Source organism: Vibrio sp. S/42/10, assembly GCF_029890535.1.
Lineage (GTDB): Bacteria > Pseudomonadota > Gammaproteobacteria > Enterobacterales > Vibrionaceae > Vibrio > Vibrio cyclitrophicus.
In genome coordinates this window covers 22,710-45,864 of sequence record NZ_JAKMZC010000025.1, presented here as the reverse complement: position 1 = coordinate 45,864, position 23,155 = coordinate 22,710, and the positions used below count along the sequence as shown (strand labels likewise).

18 protein-coding genes are annotated in these 23,155 nt (G+C 43.3%); 13 read left to right on the top strand and 5 right to left on the bottom strand.

The window, feature by feature from the left end; genetic code table 11:
• Window positions 1–154 precede the first annotated feature (154 nt).
• Window positions 155–1,933 (bottom strand): transporter, encoded by a 1,779-nt coding sequence (locus tag L8S15_RS20160; RefSeq protein ID WP_010438360.1) that lies wholly within the window; start codon window positions 1,931–1,933, stop codon window positions 155–157.
• A 1,140-nt stretch (window positions 1,934–3,073) separates the two neighbouring features.
• Here L8S15_RS20160 and L8S15_RS20155 point away from each other — a divergent pair.
• The 4 genes from L8S15_RS20155 (at window position 3,074) to L8S15_RS20140 (ending at window position 6,557) form a co-directional block, all read left to right on the top strand.
• Window positions 3,074–3,544, top strand: a complete 471-nt coding sequence (locus tag L8S15_RS20155) for a hypothetical protein (protein WP_010438357.1) — start codon at window positions 3,074–3,076, stop codon at window positions 3,542–3,544.
• A gap of 25 nt (window positions 3,545–3,569) precedes the next feature.
• Entirely contained in the window at window positions 3,570–4,496 is a 927-nt protein-coding gene (locus L8S15_RS20150) for a tripartite tricarboxylate transporter substrate binding protein (RefSeq protein WP_010438355.1), read from the top strand.
• 88 nt (window positions 4,497–4,584) lie between these two features.
• Window positions 4,585–5,046 carry a tripartite tricarboxylate transporter TctB family protein gene (locus L8S15_RS20145; protein ID WP_280574868.1) on the top strand — a complete coding sequence of 154 codons (462 nt, stop codon included), beginning with the start codon at window positions 4,585–4,587 and terminating at the stop codon, window positions 5,044–5,046.
• Window positions 5,047–5,054: 8 nt separating this feature from the next.
• On the top strand, window positions 5,055–6,557 hold the full coding sequence (locus L8S15_RS20140) for a tripartite tricarboxylate transporter permease (protein WP_280574866.1): 1,503 nt from the start codon (window positions 5,055–5,057) through the stop codon (window positions 6,555–6,557).
• Window positions 6,558–6,767: 210 nt separating this feature from the next.
• Here L8S15_RS20140 and L8S15_RS20135 read toward each other — a convergent pair whose 3' ends face one another.
• On the bottom strand, window positions 6,768–7,484 hold the full coding sequence (locus tag L8S15_RS20135) for a FadR/GntR family transcriptional regulator (protein ID WP_010438348.1): 717 nt from the start codon (window positions 7,482–7,484) through the stop codon (window positions 6,768–6,770).
• A 264-nt stretch (window positions 7,485–7,748) separates the two neighbouring features.
• Here L8S15_RS20135 and phnD point away from each other — a divergent pair, with 264 nt between their 5' ends.
• The 4 genes from phnD (at window position 7,749) to phnE (L8S15_RS20115) (ending at window position 11,302) form a co-directional block, all read left to right on the top strand.
• Window positions 7,749–8,705, top strand: a complete 957-nt coding sequence (gene phnD / locus L8S15_RS20130) for a phosphate/phosphite/phosphonate ABC transporter substrate-binding protein (RefSeq protein WP_010438345.1) — start codon at window positions 7,749–7,751, stop codon at window positions 8,703–8,705.
• 139 nt (window positions 8,706–8,844) lie between these two features.
• Window positions 8,845–9,663, top strand: coding sequence for a phosphonate ABC transporter ATP-binding protein (gene phnC / locus L8S15_RS20125; RefSeq protein ID WP_010438343.1), 819 nt, complete (start codon window positions 8,845–8,847; stop codon window positions 9,661–9,663).
• Window positions 9,660–10,460 carry a phosphonate ABC transporter, permease protein PhnE gene (gene phnE, locus L8S15_RS20120; protein WP_010438342.1) on the top strand — a complete coding sequence of 267 codons (801 nt, stop codon included), beginning with the start codon at window positions 9,660–9,662 and terminating at the stop codon, window positions 10,458–10,460. The genes phnC and phnE (L8S15_RS20120) overlap by 4 nt, the downstream gene beginning before the upstream one ends.
• 11 nt (window positions 10,461–10,471) lie before the next feature.
• Window positions 10,472–11,302 (top strand): phosphonate ABC transporter, permease protein PhnE, encoded by an 831-nt coding sequence (gene phnE, locus L8S15_RS20115; protein ID WP_010438340.1) that lies wholly within the window; start codon window positions 10,472–10,474, stop codon window positions 11,300–11,302.
• An 83-nt stretch (window positions 11,303–11,385) separates the two neighbouring features.
• Here phnE (L8S15_RS20115) and L8S15_RS20110 read toward each other — a convergent pair whose 3' ends face one another.
• The 3 genes from L8S15_RS20110 to L8S15_RS20100 form a co-directional block, all read right to left on the bottom strand.
• Window positions 11,386–12,222, bottom strand: coding sequence for a fumarylacetoacetate hydrolase family protein (locus L8S15_RS20110; RefSeq protein ID WP_016768617.1), 837 nt, complete (start codon window positions 12,220–12,222; stop codon window positions 11,386–11,388).
• Between the two features lie 301 nt (window positions 12,223–12,523).
• The gene (locus L8S15_RS20105) at window positions 12,524–14,677 is read right to left on the bottom strand and encodes a heparinase II/III family protein (protein WP_280574861.1); all 2,154 of its coding nucleotides are present in this window, start codon (window positions 14,675–14,677) and stop codon (window positions 12,524–12,526) included.
• A 2-nt stretch (window positions 14,678–14,679) separates the two neighbouring features.
• On the bottom strand, window positions 14,680–16,854 hold the full coding sequence (locus L8S15_RS20100) for a heparinase II/III family protein (RefSeq protein ID WP_016768615.1): 2,175 nt from the start codon (window positions 16,852–16,854) through the stop codon (window positions 14,680–14,682).
• Window positions 16,855–17,187: 333 nt separating this feature from the next.
• Here L8S15_RS20100 and L8S15_RS20095 point away from each other — a divergent pair, with 333 nt between their 5' ends.
• From L8S15_RS20095 to L8S15_RS20075, 5 genes are all read left to right on the top strand, one after another.
• Window positions 17,188–17,523 (top strand): cupin domain-containing protein, encoded by a 336-nt coding sequence (locus tag L8S15_RS20095; RefSeq protein WP_010438329.1) that lies wholly within the window; start codon window positions 17,188–17,190, stop codon window positions 17,521–17,523.
• A 34-nt stretch (window positions 17,524–17,557) separates the two neighbouring features.
• Entirely contained in the window at window positions 17,558–18,490 is a 933-nt protein-coding gene (locus L8S15_RS20090) for a sugar kinase (RefSeq protein ID WP_010438326.1), read from the top strand.
• Window positions 18,491–18,563: 73 nt separating this feature from the next.
• Window positions 18,564–19,190: a bifunctional 4-hydroxy-2-oxoglutarate aldolase/2-dehydro-3-deoxy-phosphogluconate aldolase gene (locus L8S15_RS20085; RefSeq protein WP_010438323.1), complete on the top strand. Its 627-nt coding sequence runs from the start codon at window positions 18,564–18,566 to the stop codon at window positions 19,188–19,190.
• A gap of 1,045 nt (window positions 19,191–20,235) precedes the next feature.
• A complete protein-coding gene (locus L8S15_RS20080) occupies window positions 20,236–22,002 on the top strand; it encodes a transporter (protein ID WP_010438320.1) in 1,767 nt (588 codons plus the stop codon).
• 302 nt (window positions 22,003–22,304) lie between these two features.
• Complete coding sequence (locus L8S15_RS20075) at window positions 22,305–23,069, top strand: transporter substrate-binding domain-containing protein (protein WP_280574857.1); 765 nt, start codon at window positions 22,305–22,307, stop codon at window positions 23,067–23,069.
• The last annotated feature ends 86 nt before the right edge of the window (window positions 23,070–23,155 follow it).

Sequence of the window (23,155 nt, the reverse complement as noted above, 5' to 3'; positions counted from 1 at the left end):
CAATTGAATGTATTTCGGTTCAATCGTACAATTTTTTACAGTTTTCGTGATTTAGGTCTGATGTTGTAAGGCTGACACGTTTACTCGCTTCGCAAAGCAAAAAATGCGACGCCCTTTCGAGTCGTCGCATTCTATTATAAACGTTTTCTATGTATTAGCTTTCAGTCACTGCTTTCGCTTGCTTGCCGCCATCATCGACCGCTTTCACAAGTAGTACACCAACACCACCAACAATCACACCACATAAGATGAAGACTAGACGTCCCCACATTGGGTTAGTTAGCAGAGCCATTAGCATAATACCAATACCTGCTACTGCAATCAGTTTACCAAGCATTTCACGCTGCTTGTTATCCAGTACTTTCTGTTCCGCTGACTCCGCAACTAGAGGAGTAGACAGATTACCGAAGAACTTATCAACGTCTGCTTGACGCTTATCAGACAGTGGTTTGTAGAACAATGTCGATAGGATGAAGAAGCCACCTGTTAGTGTGATGTGACCAATTAGACCAATCGCAACTTTAACATCAGACCATTCGCGGCTCGTTAGCTCTTCAAGACCGAATACAGATGACACCATTTCAGCATTTACAACGAAACCTACGTAGTAAGACACAAGACCACCCACTACTAGCGTACCCCAACCTGCCCAGTCTGGAGTCTTCTTGATGAAGAAGCCAAGGAATGCAGGGATTGTCATTGGGAAGCCGATTAGAGCACCAACGTACATCATTGTATCGAACAGGCTCAAACCTTTAAGCGAGTTAATGAACTGGGCGATAAGAATGATAGCAATACCGAAGACTGCAGAAGTAATCTTAGAAACTGTTACCAGCTCTTTCTCACTTGCGTTGCCTTTACGAACAATAGTTTCGTAGAAGTTCTTAACAAAGATACCTGAGTTACGGTTTAGACCTGAGTCCATTGAAGACATTGTCGCTGCAAACATCGCTGCAACTAGAAGACCTACCATACCTGCTGGCATGTACTCTTGTACAAAGTATAGGTATGCAAAGTCACCCGCTTTCTTACCTGCTTCTGGGTAAGCTGCTGCTAGGTCGACACCTTGACCAGCAATGTACCAAGAAGGCATGAACCAGATGAATACACCACAAAGCATTAGAATACATGCAAGTAGCGCTGCTTTCTTAGCGTTCTTTGAGTCTTTAGCCGCTAGGTAACGGTAAGAGTTAAGCATGTTGTTCGTGATTGAGAATTGCTTCACGAAGATGAAAAATGCCCAGATGCTGAAGATGCTTAGGTAGTTAATGTTGTTACCAGAAAGGAATGAACCGCCTTCTGCTACAGGGAAGTTACTGACGATTTCGCCAACACCACCACCTTGTACAACCGCTACAACCGCACAAGTCACCGTAACTGCCATGATGATAACCATCTGCATAAAATCAGATGCGATAACTGCCCATGAACCGCCCGTTACCGACATAGCTAATACTACTAAACCAGTAATCCAGATAGTCGCTGTCATGTCGAAGCCGAAGATACCAGAAGCAATGATTGCTAATGCGTTTAGCCATACACCTGCAGAAACCACACTGTTTGGCATTGAAGACCAAGTAAACACTTGTTCGTTAGTCGCGCCAAAACGCATACGGATTGCTTCTATTACCGTCACTACACGTAGTTGGCGGAACTTAGGCGCGAAGTATGCAAAGTTCATGAAGTAACCAAAAGCATTGGCTATAAAGATAACCGCTACGGCAAAACCATCGTTATACGCTTTACCTGCCGCACCGGTGAATGTCCATGCACTAAACTGGGTCATAAAGGCGGTTGCACCAACCATCCACCATAGCATATTACCGCCCCCGCGGAAGTAATCACTGGTGGTACTTGTAAATGTTCTAAACATCCAACCTATCGCAATCAAGAATAGGAAATAAATGCCGACAATAATCGTGTTGAGTTCCATCGTGTATCCTTTGTCCGTTGTAATTTGATACGAGGACTATAGGAAATCTCAAACCTTATTTGTAGTACAATAATCCAAATAAGTGATGGTGATCTTATTTTGATTGATTAAGTTAATTATATATATGACATAGGATGGAATATGGCTAATCCATTAAGGAAATTACTGGGGTTTGAGGTGAAAACATGAAAAACCACCCACCAATAACACCCACCCTATAAAAATCAATGACTTACAAAAAAGTGAGACTTTGCACACTTATTAACAAATACAACCAAACACATATAAATATAAAATTCTCAAAAATAATAAAAGCCAAATCAGAGCTGAATCACCCTCATTTATCACACAATAAACCAGTGTTTTATATCAATTGAGAGTAGCTAATTCTATTAGAATTCTACGTAAGTTACTCAATATAGAAGCCACATATCTTGTTGAGATGATGATGGATTCAAAAGGTAAAAAATGAAAAATCATGGATGGCGCATAATTATTTGAGGAGAGATCGAGTGTCTAAAACACAAATCTCGCCGCAATATTCTCTTAATTACGATGGTAGAAAGAACTACCGCTAAACGTATACAAGAAAAATTGCCTTAAGAAAGAGTTAATCGGGAGTGAACCAAAACCGTGCTACACATGGTGCAACACACTTCTTAAAAACAAAAAAAGCATTCACTTGGTATACCTTTTTGACTGGTTTTGATGAACCTATAAATGGTTCATCGGGACGTTTAAGTGGTTCACATAATAGTTGAAACGCGCGTTTAGCTTAACGGTGGTTAGCGTCTTGCAGGTGAGCCGCTGACATGTTCGCATATAACTCGTTGTGTTATAGGACGCTCGATTATCAAGCCAAAATTTTCTCCCTTATGAATTAACAGAACGGCGAGCATATGGTGGTGAATTTATATCTAGGAAATCAGCCAAAATAAAACTGGATCTGTGTCCATTTACACCCAGCTCAAAAAAAGACCAGAATCACACTATTTCCGCCAGAATATGGTCAAAACAAGATCGAAGTCTTGTTAGAAGACTTTCACTTGTGATCGCTCCCCGCTTCCAAGTCATCGTTAATTGAAGAATTATTGTCATACAATATTCTATATTCATCTACCAAACGTAAGGACATGTGGAATGCGATCAATGAAAGATATCACTCAAGACGCTATCGATATCGTTAAACCCTCTATCGACAAGCTGTTTGAAAGAACGAATAGAAAAGAACTGCATATTGTCGTTATGAATCCACACCTCAAGCCTTGGGAAGCCTCTTTTGAAGACGCCATTCTATATGAAGAGTCGTTAGGAGCTCCTGACAACTGGACAATCAAGTTTGATCACCTTGCCCGTAAGAAAGCACAACAAGCGTGGCGAGAATCGACAAGCAATCTAACACTGCACTCCCAACACCCATCTTCACTACGTGACGAAGACTTACTGTTTTATGGTTCGTTTGTTTACGGAAACGTGGTTGTTGCCTGCAGTGGTGTACAACAATGGTATGACATGCTGATCAGTGGCTGGATAGCGATAGCTATTGAACAGTTAGCAATGCACGAATACCAAACAGAAAAAGCAGAAAACCCTACAAAAACATATCGCTAATAATTAGAAACAGAAGGTACTTATTATGAGTAAACTATTAAAATCCATTATGCTAGCAGCCGGTATACTTGTTTCTGCAACGTCAATTGCAGCTGACTATCCAAGCAAAAACATTCGCTTAGTTGTGCCATTTGGCGCGGGCGGCGGCACCGATGCCGTTGGTCGTACTCTTGCAAATAGCGCGAAAGACATTCTTGGGCAAAATATTTCAATCATGAACCGTACTGGTGGTGCAGGCGCAGTTGGGATGAGCTTTGGTGCTCAGCAGCGTGCGGATGGTTACACATTAACAGTAGTAACACGTGAAATCGCTTCACTTCCTCAAATGGGTTTGATGCGTCATACCGCTGACGACTTTAAACTCATTCGTTTAGTTAACTTAGATCCTGCGGTCGTATTGGTTGCAGCAGATAGCCCATACAACACGATTAACGACCTGATTAAGGAAGCCAAAGAAAAACCAGGCAGCGTAAAATTCGCTTCAACCGCTGCGCCAAACTTCTACCTAATGTCTCTTGAAAAAGATCAAGGCATTAAATTAAACGCTATCCCTTACAACGGTGCATCAGAAGCAATCCCTGCTGTACTAGGCCATCACACAGACGTCACTATGGTTACTCCTGGTGAAGCTATCGCTCAACTTCGTTCAGGCCAACTAAAAGCATTAGGTGTCATGTCTGAAGAACGTATTCAGTACATTCCAGATGTTCCTACTTTGAAAGAGCAAGGCATTGATGTAGTAACAGGTACATGGCGCGGTATTGGTGCTCCAAAAGATACACCTGATGCAGTAATCGAGAAGTTGGGGGCTGCATTTGATGAAGCAATGGCAAGTGAAGAGTTCAAAACTTTCATGGCGAAAGGTGCAATGACGATTCACAATCTTGATGACAAAGCCTTCACTGAGTTTGTTGCAGAAGATACAAAATCATTGACTCAATTAATTCAATAACCTTTGTTCAGAGGCACAGCTTTTATCAGTTGTGCCTCTGTTACTAGTTTGTACCTTTCCCTTGCTTTACTTTTTAGGGGTAAACTCCATGTCTAACTCTCACTCTTACTTAAACCGAAACGTCGTTTTCCCTTCTATCATCATTATCCTTAGCGCAATCGCGTTCGCGCTGATCACTCAATTTGATCGTCCGATGTACCAAGATGCAAGTGTCGATGCAAAATTCTTCCCGATGATGATTGTGATTGCCCAAATTGCTATCTGTATTGTTCTCATCGTTCAACACAAATTAAAAGGTGCCTCTGAACAACAAGAAGCGATGATAAGCAAGATGTCGATTTTCGGCGTTGCTTTTCTTATTGGCTACGCATTACTCATCAGTGTAGTTGGCTACCTTTATGCTAGTTTGATTGCATTTATGTTCTACCTCGTTTACTTCAAAGTGAAGAAGCCAATCTATTACGTTGTCGCCGTTTTCTTTGTGTTCGCGGTTTACTATCTATTTGGCGAGGTGTTCTACATCGCGCTTCCTGAAGCAACGTGGTCTTAGGAGGTCATATGTTTGAATATCTAATCGATGGTCTCGCAACTGCAGTTAGCTTTGCAGTGCTTCCTGTCCTTGTTTTTGGCGTACTGGGCGGCGTTATTTTAGGCGCACTACCCGGACTTACAGCGACAATGGGCGTGGCAATTCTCCTTCCATTTACCTTTGGCATGGAACCGACTTCAGCCCTTGTGATGTTAATTGGTGTATACATTGGTGGGATTTACGGTGGCTCAATTGCCGCAATTTTACTTAAAACCCCAGGAACACCGGCTTCTGCAGCAAGTGTACTCGACGGTCACACTATGGCTGTTAGAGGACAAGCCGCAAGAGCATTAAGTATTTCTGCTGTTGCATCATTTATTGGCGGGCTGTTAAGTACTATCGTCCTCATCGCGATTGCGCCTAAATTAGCGACCTTTGCACTGCGTTTTAATGCGCCAGAATATTTTGCACTCGCTCTGTTTGGTTTAACGATTATTGCGAGTGTTTCTTCGAACAACATTTTTAAAGGGTTACTTGCGGGAACCATTGGATTATTGGTTTCAACTGTTGGACTCGACCCAATCAGCAGTGTGCCAAGATTTACTTTTGACATCATGGATCTTTACAGCGGAATCAATGTCATCCCTGTCTTGATTGGTTTATTCGCTCTATCTGAGGCATTAAACCAACTAGAGAAGCTGTTCTCTGAAAAGAAAGTCGTTGCACCGAAATTTGACCACAAACTATTAAGTAAAAGTGATCTCAAAGAAATGCTACCAACGGCCATAAAAAGTGGTTTGATGGGAACAACTATCGGCTCGGTACCGGGTGCTGGTGCTGATATATCTGCATTTGTTTGTTACAACGAAGCAAAACGTTCGTCTAAGAACCCAGAAGAGTTTGGTAAAGGCTCGGTTCGTGGCCTTGCAGCCGCTGAATCTGGAAACAACGGCGTAACGGGTGGCTCGCTAGTTCCGTTATTAACACTAGGTGTTCCTGGAGATGCCGTGGCAGCGGTTCTTCTTGGTGCACTTATAGTACAAGGACTCACACCAGGCCCACTGCTATTCGCCCAAAACCCCGAAGTGGTTTATGGCGTGTTCAGCTCAATGTTGGTCGCTAACCTTGTGATGTTAGTGATTGGTTTACTGGGTATTCGCTTCTTCTGTCGAATCATTGAAGTACCGAAGATCATCATGATTCCAATCATTGTCTTCCTTTCAATTGTCGGCGCTTACGCAATTAACAACTCGATGTTTGATGTGGGTATTGCAATCGGTTTCGGTCTACTTGGCTTTATCTTAACTAAACTGGATATCCCTTCTTCACCGATTCTGCTTGCGATCATCTTAGGGCCAATGGCAGAAACAAACCTTAGAAAATCACTACTGATGTACGATGGCAGTTGGTCTTTCCTTTATGAGCGCCCTATTGCTCTCGCGTTTATCATGTTAGCTGTATTCTCGGTTTATTCAACGTTAAAAATGAAGAAAAAGCAGAAACAAAAGCAGACTTACGAACATCATGATTAGCCGCTTGTTTAAGCTAGAATATTGAAACAACTCAAAGCCAGAGACAACAGTCTCTGGCTTTTTTCATACATGAAAGCAGCCAATTTTCGTAAACGGTAGACAACAAAAAAGGTATGCACTTGGCATACCCTTTTAAGTCGTTTATCCGAGCGTAATGCTGTTCATCTCTATATGAGGTGACTCATCTACCTACGCTCTAGACTATTTCTATTACGCTGTCGCCAGACGGTGGTTGGCATCTTGCAAGTGTGCAGCAGACACAACTCGTGCCTTATCACTATCACCAGCCATGATTGCTTCATAGATTCTACGGTGTTCATTGATACACGTGCTTCCTTCTTCAGAAGAGTGCACGATGAAGTTCACGAACATCGTAGTCAAGATATTGCCGAATGGCAGGTAGAAGTCATTACCTGTCGCATTAAAGATCAAGCTATGAAAACGAGTATCAATATCTGTCCAACGCTCTTGATCAAATACTTCAGCCTCATCCACTTCTACCATTTTTTGGAAGATTTCTGAAAGTTCAATGCGTTGTTCAGCCGTTGCAAATTTAGCCGCCAGTGCGCACGCTTCAGGTTCTATCGCACGGCGAAGGCCTAAAAACTGAGAACAGAATTGATCTATGTCGGTTAGACCATCCATCCATTCAATCAGCTGAGGATCAAGAAAGTTCCAATATGCGCGGTCGACTACACGAGTACCGATTTTCGGGCGGGACTCTAACAAACCTTTAGAAGTTAATAGTTTAACTGCTTCACGTAGTGCCGTTCGGCTAATACCAAACTGTTCACATAACGCCATTTCACCAGGAATAATAGAACCTTGCGGCAGATCGCCAGACAAGATTCCACGAGCGATTTCACGCGCTACTTGCACGTGCAGGCTACGCTTCGAGCCCGAAATTGAATTAAAAGTGCTAACCATAAGTTCACTTATTTTATATGTTATGTTTATGTATTATTTAAGGATTACTATAACAGTATTTCAACCTACAGCCAATTGAGTAAAATCAAACAAAGAATAGCCCATTAATTTACCCGCTAAATCAGATAGTTAAAAGCATCTAATTTCATTTAACGAGAAACATCATGTTACACCATTCATAAATCCGTCATCAAAAAGCAGCGGTTCTGTCATCGTCGATTCCTATACTCCCTTCCCAACAGATAACTCAATTGGACTGAAACAATGAAACCGACAAAAACTAATCTCACGCTTAAAAGCGCTATTACTGCTGCGCTGATTTTTTCTGGTTCTGCATTAGCAATGGATTCACGATACGAAGATCGTTCTGGTAACTTAGTTGCTGACGTTCCCCAAGATGAATCACAATGGGTCGACCCAAACACGCTGATTTTTGCTTACACGCCAGTTGAAGATCCAGCAGTATACGCTGATGTGTGGAGCGAGTTTTTGAGCCACCTAGAAAAAACAACCGAAAAAACGGTTCGTTTCTTTCCTGTACAAAATAACGCAGCTCAAATTGAAGCCATGCGTTCTGGGCGTCTACATATTGCAGGCTTCAACACTGGCTCTACCCCACTAGCGGTCAACTGTGCTGGTTTCGCTCCTTTTACCATGATGGCGGCTGAAGATGGTTCTTTCGGTTACGAAATGGAAATCATCACTCATCCTAGTTCTGGCATTGAAAAAGTAGAAGATCTGAAAGGTAAAAATCTCGCTTTCACAGCGCAAACTTCTAACTCTGGATTCAAAGCTCCATCTGCAATTTTAGATGCTGAATACCAACTTCAACCGGATCGTGATTTTAAACCTGCGTTCTCTGGCGCGCACGACAACTCTATCTTAGGTGTAGCACATAAGGATTACGATGCGGCGGCCGTTGCTAACTCGGTGTTGAACCGCATGCTTTCACGTGAAGTAGTAAAAGAAGACCAAATCAAAAGTATCTACAAGTCACAAACCTTCCCGACTACCGCTTACGGTACTGCACATAACCTAACACCTGAACTACAAGAAAAGATTCAACAAGCATTCTTCACGTTTGATTGGGAAGGCACCAAACTGCAAGAAGAATTCGAACGTAACGGCGAGGCAAAATTTGTTCCAATCACTTATCAAGAGCACTGGGAAGTGATCCGAACTATCGATACAGCGAACAAAGTGTCTTACACGTGTAGCTAAGTTCAAGCGAACTAAAAAGCCAATAACACAGAAATACTAACTGCAGGCAAACACGCCTGCAGTTATTCAACACTCTTTCCGGTTTGCTCTCCACGCCTGCCTCTGGCGAACTCTTAGTACACCGTCTTATAGGAATTTTATGTCTACTCTTACCCTTAAAGGGCTTACCAAGCACTATTCCAGTTCTGACAAAGCCCTAACTAACGTCAGCTTGTCAGTGAATGCTGGCGAAGTTGTTGGATTAATTGGCCCATCAGGAGCAGGGAAATCAACACTTATCCGTTGTATTAACCGACTAACAGAGCCCACCAGCGGCGAAGTTATCTTTTCCAATACCAACTTAGAGACGCTGTCTAAGCGCCAGCTAAGACAATCTCGACGTGAAATTGGGATGATTTTCCAAGAATACGCATTGATTGAGCGCTTAACGGTGATGGAAAACGTACTTTCAGGACGTTTGGGATACGTGAATTTCTGGCAAAGCTTTACTCGTCGTTTCCCTGAATCGGATATCCAAGCCGCTTATGCCCTACTCGACCGAGTTGGATTATTAGAGCACGCCAATAAAAGAGCCGATGCCTTATCAGGTGGTCAGCGTCAGCGTGTCGGTATTGCGCGTGCGCTTGCTCAAAAACCAAAGCTATTACTGATTGATGAACCAACAGCCGCACTCGATCCACGTACTGCTCGTCAGATCATGCGATTGATCAGCGAGATTTGTTCAGAGCAACGACTTCCAGCCATCATCAATATTCACGACGTTCAGTTAGCAAAACAGTTTGTTGACCGAGTTGTCGGCCTAAATGCAGGCTGTGTGGTATTTGATAACCAACCAAACCTGCTCACCGAAGACGTACTCACACAGATCTACGGTGAAGAGGATTGGAGCCAACAGGTAGAAGAAGAGGAAGATGACCTGAGCATCACTCACCCTCATTTGTCTGAGGCAACAGTATGATTCAGTCATATCCAAAACAATGGACCAAGCCGCCACTGATTTCCAACCCTTGGTTACGTTGGAGCTTAGTCATCATCGTCGCGGTGTATTTATACCTTGCGACTCAATCGGTACACGTAAACTGGACTCGAATTTACGAAGGTAGCGAGCGCGGCTGGCAGTTCATTTTGGCTTTCATGAACCCAGATTTCGGTGGACGGTGGAATAACATCTCGCAAGGTTTAATTGAAAGCTTAACCATGACGCTCACATCGACCGTGGCTGGTGTTATTCTTTCTATTCCATTTGGATTAGGTGCAGCGAAAAACCTTGCTCCGACTCCGGTTTACCTGTTCTGCCGCGCGTTTATTTCTATCGCCCGTAGCTTACAAGAGATCATTGTCGCGATTTTGTGTGTGGCTCTGTTTGGCTTCGGTACGTTTGCTGGTTTTGTCACTCTCACATTTGCCACTATCGGCTTTCTCGCAAAACTGTTCGCCGATGAGATTGAAGCCATTGACCCAGCACCACTGACGGCAATGCGTGCAACAGGGGCGAGTTGGCTACAACAAGTTAATTACGCAATTCAAGCACAAGTGATGCCTCGTTTCATTGGGCTTTCGATGTACCGACTCGACATCAATTTTCGTGAATCTGCTGTAATCGGCATTGTTGGCGCAGGTGGTATTGGTGCTACGTTAAACACAGCAATGGACCGCTATGAGTACAGCGCAGCCGCTGCTATTCTATTGATTATTATCGTGATTGTGATGTTGTGTGAATACCTATCAACTATCATCCGTAAGTATGTGCAGTAAGGAACGACTCAATGAGCACGCTAAATAACACACCGACAAGCGTCATCAATCGTACCCAATGGAAGCGTTACGACAATAAACAGAGCCTGATGCTCTGGATAGGCTGGCTTTGCTTTGTTGCTTTAACTGTTTTTGCATGGCAAATCATGAACAAAGATACGATTTGGTACTTTGTAACTGATTCACCGAACCAACTTGCTGATATATCTTCACGTATGTGGCCACCAAGGTGGAGTTACTTAGAGTCTCTTTGGAGCCCTTTGTGGGACACAATTAATATCGCAACACTTGGCACACTGTTAGGGATCGTACTGGCATTTCCAGTTGCATTCTTAGCCGCACGCAACACAACGCCAAGCACTACGTTTATCAGGCCTATCGCACTGTTCATCATTGCGGCAAGTCGTTCGATCAACTCGCTAATTTGGGCGCTCTTGTTGGTGGCAATCATAGGTCCTGGATTACTGGCCGGTATTATCGCGATTGCTCTGCGCTCAATTGGTTTCGTGGCTAAATTGATGTATGAAGCGATTGAAGAAGTGAACGTCACGCAGATGTCAGCGATTCAATCGACGGGTGCATCTCCCCTGCAAGTATTGAACTACGGCATTCTTCCGCAAGTAATGCCAAGTTTCATCGGCACAAGCTTGTTTCGCTGGGATATCAATATCCGCGAGTCTACAGTCTTAGGTTTAGTAGGAGCTGGCGGTATTGGATTGAAACTGCAGGAGTCGATGGCGATGCTAGCATGGCCTCAAGTAACGGTGATTTTCTTTGCGATTTTAGTGACAGTCGTCTTCTCAGAATGGTTAGCAGCCAAAGCAAGAAAAGCCTTTATTTAATCAATACATCATAGATGTCTATCAAAGCCTACTTGCAGAGTAGGCTTTTTTGTTCATGGACAAACGATAAGCAGGTTTCAAAATTAGAAACGTATTTCATTAGTGACAGTCCCTACCCCTTTGATCGTGACCGATACTTGATCTTTATCGACCAATGCATGCGTTCTCCCCGGTGTGCCCATAAATACAAGGTCACCTGGTTTTAGAGTAAAGTAATGGCTTAAGTAACTGACAACTTTTCGCGGGCTGTGAATCATGAAAGATGTATTTTCTTGCTGGACGATATCGCCGTTAACACGTGTTGTAAGTTCGACATCGTTATAATCAACCCCTTTCACAATAGTATGACCAATCGGTCCAAATCCATCCGATGCCTTAGCTCGTAACCATTGTAAATCACTGTTCTGCCAACTTCTCTCCGTTATGTCATTACCCACCGTGACACCGAAAATCGCATCCTCAGCTTCTTCTTGACTCGCTTTACTGATCTCTTTTCCTATCACTACGACGAGCTCACCTTCAAAATGCACGTTCTGAGCATCAAAAGGGGCATGAATAGTTTCACCCGATAAAATCAAAGAAGATGGAAGCTTCAGAAATAATGGCGGTGGTAAATCAGGATGAGAAGCGGCGTGACTCACGTAATTCATGCCAACGGCAAATACTTTTTCTGGTTCAGTCGGAAGCAGTAGATCAACCGATTCAAGTGGAATCGAGGTTTTCTCAACGGAGTACTCGCTAAAGATGTCACCATTGATTGGAAAAATAGTACCTTTCGTCAACTTTCCGTAGCTGATTTTGTCTTGATAATGGTAACGCACGAATTGATCTGTATTCGCGTGATTTTGCGTGTCATTTGCTAGCGTATAAGTAGAACAAGAAGCTGTAAGTATTAACGCCAACCCTTCCATTAACTTCATGATTTATCCTTAGTTATTTTATTCCTAACACTTACTGTAGCTTACACATCGACACCATAGTGACTGTTTTCTATTATTTAACGCATTCTCTTTCTTTTCCCACATTTTTCCTTTCCTACACGCATAAAAAAACCGAGCAACTCGCAGTGAGTTACTCGGTTTGACTTATTCCCGATGTATTCAGTCGTTGTTGGTATCAACGAACGATTTTACAATCACGACTGAATTCAATGTGATGCTTCGTTCCCGCAAAGCACCACATCAATACATGCCATGGTTAAACGGCATGTATGTTAATCATTTACAGTTGAGCAAATGATCCTTCCCACGAGTATGTCTCACCCGCGAACTCAACAGTGTGAGTTGCTTGCTGCGTGTCTTCAGCTTGGTTTGAGATACCGTAGTGGTAAGTGTTGCCAGAAGTAGTCTGAATGCAAACAACAGTCCCGACACTGTTATGGCCCACAACAGACACTGATTTAACTAGACCACGAGCGCCTACAGAGGCTTCGATAGATTCGTTAAAGTAACCATGCGTTTCTAGTACAGAAGCAAACACGTGGTTTTGACCAGACTGACGTAAGATAAACGCAGGTTCACTCTTAAGATTGAAGTCTGGATCGTTAGCACCAGTGCGAGCAAAAATCACTTCGCTGCCCGCATTAGCGCTGGTTACTAGGCTGTAGTAGCTGCTGTCATGTAGCCAGCTTACTAGAGAACCCTCTTCGTTCACTTTGCCTGAAGCCACGTTCCATAGGTGTTGGTAACCGTTGTCTTCACCTAATGGCTTAAGCGTTTTTTCCATGTTGTAATCGAAATCAGTACGGATGATCTGGCCAGAGTGGTGAACGGGAAGATCGTACTGGTGCTCAGCGTCAGCTTCGATGCGGTAAACATCAATCACTAACGGCTTCTCGAACTCAGGAAGTTCAGCAAGAATCACGCTGCGTTGCATGTCTACGCCTGTGTAGTACTCAGAAATTGTGCCGCTCATGCCTTGCAAAGACTCGTCGTCTGCTACGAAGAAGTGCTTCTGACCAAACTTAGACTCAGCCAATGCTGTGTTGAAGTTATTCTGCGTTTTCTGATCAACCGTTACTGTGTTGTGAGCAACCGTCTGCTTACAGTAAGACTTGTTCTCTGGAATGTAACGACCACCAAACTTAGGCTCAACGTTTACCCAGCGACCGAAGCCGTAATCGTGCAGCACTTCGTGGCCACGGTTGAATACACTTAGGTGCAGTCCATCGTAGTGACCGTGGTCTAGCGCAGAGTGGTACTGGTGATCGCTGCCGTGTTGACCGAACCAGATCAACGCCATGGTATCGTCGTCTTTCTCATCACGGTGACGAAGAATGCTAACGCCGCCTTTCTCACCTTCAGGGCCGTCGGTAACGAACAGGCTACCCCAGTTGAATGGTTTGATTTCATCAGCTGCTTCAACAGCGTCAGACAATGTTTTACCTGAAGCATGAACCCAAACGTTTTGTTGGTGGTTAGCCATACCAAGCAGAGTTTCAGTCTGCTCGTAACGGTGGTAACACACAGACGTTGCCATGATAACGCCTTCATCGTTGATAGAGATCGTCTTCGATGAATCGTTCAGAGCTGGCAATGTACCGTCTGGGAATGCGGTTTTGAATACAGAGTAAGATGTTGTCTTGATCACTGAATCGTTGAATTCATAGATACCGACTTCAGGCTGACGACGTTCAATCGCTTCTGCGAACAGGTAGATTGGACGTAGAGAGAAGCGGTGGTAGTAAGGACCTTCCATGTAGTAGCCGTCTGGCGAAAACAGTTGGTCAAGTTGCGCTAAGAAACCGCCGCTTACTTTGTCCAGTTTCAGGCCATAAAGTGCTTTATCTACAGATTCTTGATCGTTGATCGCGTAACCACAGATACCTACCGCTGCCACTGCCCATAGGCCGTGGTTGTGTACGATATCGAAGTCGTGTGCGTAAGTCACAACGAACATTTCGATCATTTGCTTAAGAAGATCGTCTTCGATCAGACGCTTCTGCTCTTCAGAGATTGTGTGGTAAATACAGCTGTACGCACAAGAAGCGTAAAGCATCCACATGTTCTCGTTCAACGTTTGGTGGAACAGCTTACCCGGAGGGTTAGAGTCACGGCTTACGTTGCTTTCCAATGTTGGGTATACCGTCGCGTACGCTGTTAGCATATCAACGATGTAATCACGGTACTTAGTTTCCTCAGTGATAAGGAACAAACGACCCGCTAGATCCATATGGATGTAGTTTTGCTTATGACGGTTATGTTCATAACCGCCACCTTCGCCGTGACCTGGAACTTCGATGCCAACTTCAGCCATGTAAGCGTCAGTTTGTTTAATGTCACGAGTTAGTGCGTTACCTAATAGGCTATCCTTGCCAAGTTCTTTACGAAGCTCTGCTGCTTCTTCAAAGTTAAGTAAAAGTGGTTGATAGCTCATTATTATTTCCCCTGCTCTAAAGTCGTTTCTACTGAGTAGAAGCCTGTCCAGCTGTATACTTTGCCGTTCAGTTCTACTTTGTGTTCAGTGCTGTCAGTTGCGCCAAGTTGGTTACTGATCATCACTGTCACGTTTGATTTCTCTGTCGTAATTTCTACTACTGAACCTACATTCGTGTGAGCAACAACATTGATGTTTTTCACAACACCACGAGCGTTTACTGATTGCTCGAATTCTTCGTTAAAGTAACCGTGCGTTTCTAGCACAGAAGCAAACAATGTTGTTTCGCCTTTGCTACGTAGAATGAATGCAGGCTCTGAACGTAAATTAAAGCTTGGATCGTTAGCACCAGTGCGAGTGAAGATGATTTCTCCGTTCTCGTTCGAACTTGTACCCAACCAAGTATAGTACGTGTCGTTCTGTAACCAGCTAACTAACGCAGTACCATTCACTTCACCACTCGCTACATTCCATAGGTGTTGGTAACCGAAGTCACTTCCTAGTGTGTTTAGCTCTTTGTTTGCTTGGTATTCGAAGTTAGTGCGAATAATTTGACCTTGATATTGATGAGAGTAATCAAACTGGTGGTCGCCTTCGCCGCCTTTTGTCGAACCTAAGCGGTACAAGTCTAACAATAGCGGAGACTCAAGCTCTTCAAGGTTTAGCATGAACACACTGCGTTGCATGTCAAAACCTTCGTAATGGTCGTTAGCAAATGCGCTCATACCGTTAATTTGCTCATCTGCCACTTTGAAGAAGTGAGGCAAACCGTGTACTGCGTCAGCACGCTCAACGTCAAAGTTGTTCTGACATTTCTCATCAATCGTTACTGCATTATGTGCAATCGTTTGACGAGCGTAAGATTTATTTTCATCTAGGTAGCGACCGCCAAATTTTGGCTCAACGTTAACCCAACGACAGAAACCGTATTCACGCAACACTTCTTGACCGCGGTTAAAGAAAGAAATACCCAGCGTATCGAAGTTGCCGTGACCCATGCCGTGTTGACCGTAGTTCATAACAAGTTGAGAAACGTCACCTTTATTATCCTGCATACGGATAAAGCCTTGTGCACCATTGTGGCCTTCAGGACCCTCGCTCAATTCAACACTTGGCCAGAAAGGCATGCCGATTTCTTGTTTAGCTGAAGCCTCTTCGTAGGCTTTAGATAGCTCAAGACCACATGGGTGCATCCATACTGCGTCTTGAATCTTCGCCATACCAAGAATGTTTTGGTCAACGCCACTTTCAGAAGAGTAATGCTTGCTGTAAACACTTACGGCAACCTGAACACCCATATCAGTAATGCCCATTGTGCGAGACGCGTCGTTTAATGCTGGGAATTCACCGTTCGGGTAAGCAGTAGAAAGCATTGCTTGTACTGTGTTACCAATCACGCCGCCTTTGTAGTTGTAGATATCAACTTCGGGCATGTGACGATGAATAACTTCAGCGAACACACACGTTGGGCGAATTGCGTAACGGTGGTAGTAAGGACCTTCCATGTAGTAACCAGAAGGTGCAAACAGTTGAGAAATTTGCGCTAAGAAGCCGCCCGTATCGTTACGGTCGATGCCGTAAACCGACATTTCAAGGTACTCACGCTTGCCTAAAGCAAGACCACAGATACCCACAGCCGCTACAGCCCAAATGCCGTGATTGTGAATGCGGTCGAAGTCGTGTGCGTACTTCACTGTGAACATTTCTAGCATTGGTTCAAAAATGCGAGACTCAATGTTGTCACGTTGTTCCTGTGTCAATGTTGAAGCAACACAAGAGTAAGCTAAGCTTGAAAACATTAACCAGCAGTGTTCATTCAGGATTTGGTGGAACAAACGACCTGTCGGGTTAGTGTTTTTCTGTACGTGGTAATCAAACGTTAGATATTTGTCTGCGTACACTTCCAATAATTCTGTAACGAAGTCTGCGTATTTTTGCTCTTTAGTGATCAAGAACATGCGACCAGCTAAGTTCATGTACGTGTAATTTTGCTTATGGCGGTTATGCTCGTAACCCCCTGCTTCACCGTGACCTGGAACATCAATAGGTAAACGCATGAACGCTTCTAAGTCTTTCGCATTCGCTGCAATGGTTTTGCCCATTAAGCTAGAACGGCCCACTTCAAGGTGAAGTTGCTCAATTTCTGCTTCAGTCAACAATACTGGTTTGGTAGTCATATTCTTTGTCACCCTCAATAAAGAGTTTATCTGTTTAAACTTTGATTAAATTTTCAAACTCCATATAAAGTAATACAATATGAGCTTTAATCATACCTATTCGATGCTAAATGATGAGTAGAATCACATAAATCATCATAAGTCATTGATGTAGTTAACTAATGATAAATTTAGAGCATTTGTTAAGTTATTGATTTATTTACGCAATATAAAGTATCACTTGATCAATATCACACAATTTTAGATATATTGTATTACAATTAAGCTCATTCCCTTATTATGAATGCAAGCTAAGTAACACTTAAAAGATTTAAACAGATTAGGAGATACACAATGAACTCTTTCTTTATGCTAGATGAAAATCCGTGGGAAGAACTTGGTGGCGGTATTAAGCGTAAAATCGTTGCTTACACCGACGATCTAATGGCTGTACACCTTTGTTTTGATAAGGGTGCGATTGGCCATCCTCACACACACGAAATTCATGACCAGATCGGTTATGTTGTTCGCGGCAGCTTTGAAGCTGAGATTGAAGGCGAGAAGAGAGTACTTAAAGAAGGCGACGCTTACTTCGCTCGTAAACACATGATGCACGGTGCGGTTGCACTAGAGCAAGACAGCATCCTTCTAGATATCTTCAACCCTGCGCGTGAAGACTTCCTAAAATAATGAATAGCGCAACCTCAGTTGCTAAGGTAAGCATATGAAATCATTAAACATCGCGGTCATTGGCGAGTGCATGGTTGAGCTACAAAAGAAACAAGATGGGCTTAAGCAAAGTTTTGGTGGCGATACACTAAATACGGCACTTTACCTGTCACGCTTAACAAAAGAGCATGGTATCCAAACAAGCTATGTAACCGCACTAGGCACCGACCCATTCAGTACTGACATGCTAGAAAAGTGGCAAGCTGAAGGTATCGACACAAGCTTAGTGGCTCAGCTCGATCACAAACAACCAGGGCTTTATTACATCGAGACCGATGAAACTGGTGAGCGTAGCTTCCACTACTGGCGTAGTGATGCTGCAGCGAAGTTCATGTTTGATCAGCAAGACACGCCTGCTCTACTTGATAAGCTATTCTCTTTTGATGCGGTTTACCTAAGCGGTATTACACTTGCTATCTTGACAGAAAATGGCCGTACACAGCTGTTTAACTTCTTAGACAAATTTAAAGCTCAAGGCGGCCAAGTATTCTTCGACAATAACTACCGTCCTAAACTTTGGGAAAGCCAACAAGAAGCGATTTCTTGGTACTTGAAAATGCTCAAGTACACCGACACGGCCCTACTGACGTTTGATGATGAGCAAGAGTTGTACGGCGACGAAAGCATTGAACAATGTATTGCTCGTACGTCTGAGTCTGGTGTGAAAGAGATCGTTATCAAACGTGGCGCAAAAGACTGCTTAGTCGTTGAAAGCCAAAGTGCTCAATACGTAGCTCCAAACCCAGTTGACAACATCGTAGACACTACGGCCGCTGGCGACTCGTTCAGTGCTGGCTTCTTAGCTAAGCGTTTGAGCGGTGGTAATGCTCGTGATGCCGCATTTGCCGGTCATATTGTGGCAGGAACCGTGATTCAGCATCCAGGTGCTATCATTCCTGTAGATGCGACGCCTGATCTGTCTTTATAATTACGCACTTTATGTATTAATCAAGGGCTTGCTTAGTTAAAAGCAAGCCCATAATTAACGTGAGAAAGAATTCATGACTACATTAAATGAACAACTAGCAAACCTAAAAGTAATTCCTGTAATCGCTATCAACCGTGCTGAAGATGCTATCCCTCTAGGTAAAGCTCTTGTTGAAAACGGCATGCCATGTGCAGAAATCACACTACGTACAGAATGTGCAATCGAAGCGATTCGCATCATGCGTAAAGAGTTCCCTGACATGCTAATCGGTTCAGGCACAGTGCTGACTAACGAGCAAGTTGATGCGTCTATCGAAGCCGGTGTTGATTTCATCGTAAGCCCAGGTTTTAACCCACGTACTGTTCAATACTGTATCGATAAAGGCGTAGCTATTGTACCGGGTGTTAACAACCCAAGCCTAGTTGAACAAGCAATGGAAATGGGCCTTCGCACATTGAAGTTCTTCCCTGCTGAGCCGTCTGGCGGTACTGGTATGCTTAAAGCACTAACAGCGGTTTACCCTGTTAAATTTATGCCTACTGGCGGTGTAAGCTTGAAGAATGTAGATGAATATCTATCTATCCCTTCTGTACTTGCGTGCGGTGGTACTTGGATGGTTCCAACTAACCTTATCGACGAAGGTAAGTGGGACGAACTAGGCAAGCTTGTTCGCGATGCAGTTGCTCACGTTAACGCTTAATCTATTTTAGATTTGGTGATAAGGCCTCACTTCGGTGGGGCTTTTTTTTGCTTATAACTAACTGATATCTAATGCGAACTGCTCTTTGGCAGTAAATGCTTTGTAAACCAGTATTCTCAATATCGGTCCCTACCCTGAAGTAAACTACGGTCTCGAATCAAACTGACTAAGTGGCTAGTTGGCTCAGTAACTCAACACTAAATACGGCACCTGATACATGGTTAGTTGTTAGGTACACAAACAACTGGGTAAACACAAACTACCTGACTTTAGATAAAGCTTCTTTCTCCCCATAAACGATATCACCGTCGAAGCCCGCTCAACGTGTCACACGCCGATTGTACGTAATTCAACTCACATTCAGTTCTTGTATTCTCTGTTGGCGCTTAAATTACCACTCAGAGCTTAAAATTAATGCTTCTCGAACAATCGTCTATGACTTAAATCACGGTAAGTGCCCACTAACTACCGTCAATTCATATTTTGCACTTAGAACTACTTGCTCAACATCTACGCTGACCGCCTTAGACCTCTTCAACCCGCCGTTGTGCTTCATATAAGAATAAACAAAAAGCTAAATTAAATGTCGAGGGCAATAACTTCTCTCGATAATAAGCAGCTCTACATACAAAGAAACCAAAGCTAACAATGAATAGCAGCATAAAAACCAATAAGCTACACTTAATTTTTTCAAATCCTTCTTATCAAATTAGCGTTTAGATTTAACGTGAATTCCATCGCACAACCACACCTATTTGTAGCACATTTGTTACGGTTATAATTAAAATCTTATAGATCGCCCAATCTATAGATGAACCTTTTATATTGTAATACATATAAACAATTAGAACGTATTTTATTTACGATCTGAAATAAATTAAATAGACATTTAAGTTCAACAAAAACAAAAACTTAACTAAAAACAGTGTGAGAACTAAAAAATCAATGCGACCTAGATCATACTAAAGGCATATTGTAGTACAAATAAACCTTTGAAAGCGTTAATCTAAGCGCAGTTAATTATGATATTTAAAAGGCTGAAAAGATGACTATTGATACTTTTGTTGTTCTCGCCTACTTCTTCTTTTTGATCGCTATTGGTTGGATGTTCCGTAAGTTCACCACCTCTACTAGTGATTACTTCAGAGGTGGCGGCAAAATGTTGTGGTGGATGGTTGGTGCAACTGCCTTCATGACACAATTTTCAGCATGGACGTTTACAGGTGCCGCAGGACGCGCATTCAATGACGGTTTCGTTATTGTAATCCTATTCTTAGCCAATGCATTTGGCTACTTCATGAACTATATGTACTTCGCTCCAAAGTTCCGCCAACTTCGTGTGGTAACGGCGATTGAAGCTATCCGTCAGCGCTTTGGTAAAACGTCTGAACAGTTCTTCACATGGGCAGGCATGCCTGACAGCCTTATCTCTGCAGGTATTTGGCTAAACGGTCTAGCTATCTTTGTAGCAGCAGTATTCAACATCCCAATGGAAGCAACCATTGTGGTAACGGGTATGGTTCTAGTATTGATGGCAGTAACGGGCGGCTCTTGGGCGGTTGTTGCTTCTGACTTCATGCAAATGCTGGTTATCATGGCGGTTACGATTACTTGTGCGGTTGCAGCTTACTTCCACGGTGGCGGCCTAACTAACATCGTTGCTAATTTCGACGGCGACTTCATGTTGGGTAACAACCTAAACTACATGAGCATCTTCATCCTTTGGGTCGTGTTCATTTTCGTGAAGCAGTTCGGTGTAATGAACAACAGCATCAACGCTTACCGTTACCTATGTGCAAAAGACAGTGAAAACGCACGTAAAGCGGCAGGCCTAGCATGTATCCTTATGGTTGTCGGTCCACTAATCTGGTTCCTACCACCTTGGTACGTAAGTGCGTTCATGCCTGATTTCGCATTAGAGTACGCTTCAATGGGTGATAAAGCAGGTGATGCGGCTTACCTAGCATTCGTACAGAACGTAATGCCAGCAGGTATGGTTGGTCTTCTTATGTCAGCAATGTTCGCTGCAACGATGTCTTCTATGGATTCAGGTCTGAACCGTAATGCAGGTATCTTTGTAATGAATTTCTACAGCCCGATTCTTCGTCAGAACGCGACTCAGAAAGAGCTGGTTATCGTAAGTAAGCTAACCACTATCATGATGGGTATTATCATCATCGCGATTGGCTTGTTCATTAACTCTCTACGTCACTTGAGCTTGTTCGATATCGTAATGAACGTAGGTGCATTAATTGGCTTCCCAATGCTTATCCCTGTACTACTAGGTATGTGGATTCGTAAGACGCCTGACTGGGCTGGTTGGTCTACCCTAGTGGTTGGTGGCTTCGTTTCTTACATCTTCGGTATCTCGCTTCAAGCAGAAGACATCGAAAACCTATTTGGTCTAGAAACAGCGCTTACTGGCCGTGAATGGAGCGACTTGAAAGTTGGTCTAAGCTTAGCAGCTCACGTCGTGTTCACTGGTGGTTACTTCATCATGACTTCTCGCTTCTACAAAGGCCTATCGCCAGAGCGTGAGAAAGAAGTTGACCAATTATTCACTAACTGGAACACGCCGCTAGTCGCGGAAGGTGAAGAGCAACAAAACCTAGATACTAAACAGCGTTCAATGCTTGGTAAGCTTATCAGCACAGCAGGTTTCGGTATCCTAGCAATGGCTCTGATTCCAAACGAACCAACAGGACGCTTGTTGTTCCTGCTATGTGGTTCAATGGTACTAACCGTTGGTATCCTCCTGGTTAACGCATCTAAAGCTCCGGCTAAGATGAACAACGAATCAGTTGCTAAGTAGCTAAATAGCTAAATAGGCAACTAACAAGTTAAACCCATAATGAAGCCCATGTTATTCGATAACATGGGCTTTTTGTTTACCACTCAAACTTGCTGATACTTTTAACTCTGAATAGCACTTTAATGTGTATTATCTCCCTTTTAAACCTTTCTATTACACCCGTTAACTCCCTCGTACAAATAGAGTTCTCTTAACTCTATTTTTTGTAGTCTCACTTTTTTGATACTTTCCAATGGTTTGATCTCTTTCTCGGATTGTTTCTGTTACTTTGAATAACAACACAAACACAACAGATAATTACAATGACAAAAACATCACTATTACTTGCTTCCATTGCTCTGGCACTTTCCGGCGCAGCGCAAGCTGACCAGTTAGAAGACATTCAAAAATCAGGCACACTTCGCGTCGGCACCACAGGCGACTACAAACCTTTTTCTTACTTCGACGGCAAAACCTACTCTGGTTATGACATTGACGTGGCTAAGCATGTTGCAGAGCAGCTAGGCGTCGAATTACAGATTGTTCGTACCACATGGAAAGATCTGCTAACCGACCTCGACAGCGAAAAATACGACATTGCGATGGGCGGTATTACGCGCAAAATGCAGCGTCAGTTAAACGCAGAACAAACTCAAGGCTACATGACCTTTGGTAAGTGCTTCTTAGTCGCGAAAGGCAAAGCAGAACAATACAACAGTATAGAAAAAGTGAACCTTTCTTCAGTGCGTGTTGGCGTCAATATCGGCGGGACTAACGAGATTTTTGCGGATGCTAACTTGCAAGACGCGAGCTTTACACGTTATGAGAACAACCTAGACGTTCCGCAAGCCGTTGCGGAAGGTAAAGTTGATGTGATGGTCACAGAAACTCCTGAAGGACTGTTCTATCAAGTGACTGATGAGCGCCTTGAAGCTGCTCGTTGTGAGACACCGTTTACCAACAGCCAATTCGGTTACCTGATACCAAAAGGTGAACAACGTTTGTTGAACACGGTGAACTTCATTATGGATGAAATGAAATTGAAAGGCGTTGAAGAAGAGTTCCTGATCCACAACTCGCTAAAATAATCTTGTTGTAGTTTATACAGAGCAAAAAAATAGGCCAACATTAGCATTGCTGGCCTATTTCGTTTGGTTTTATGGTTCGCCTCTAA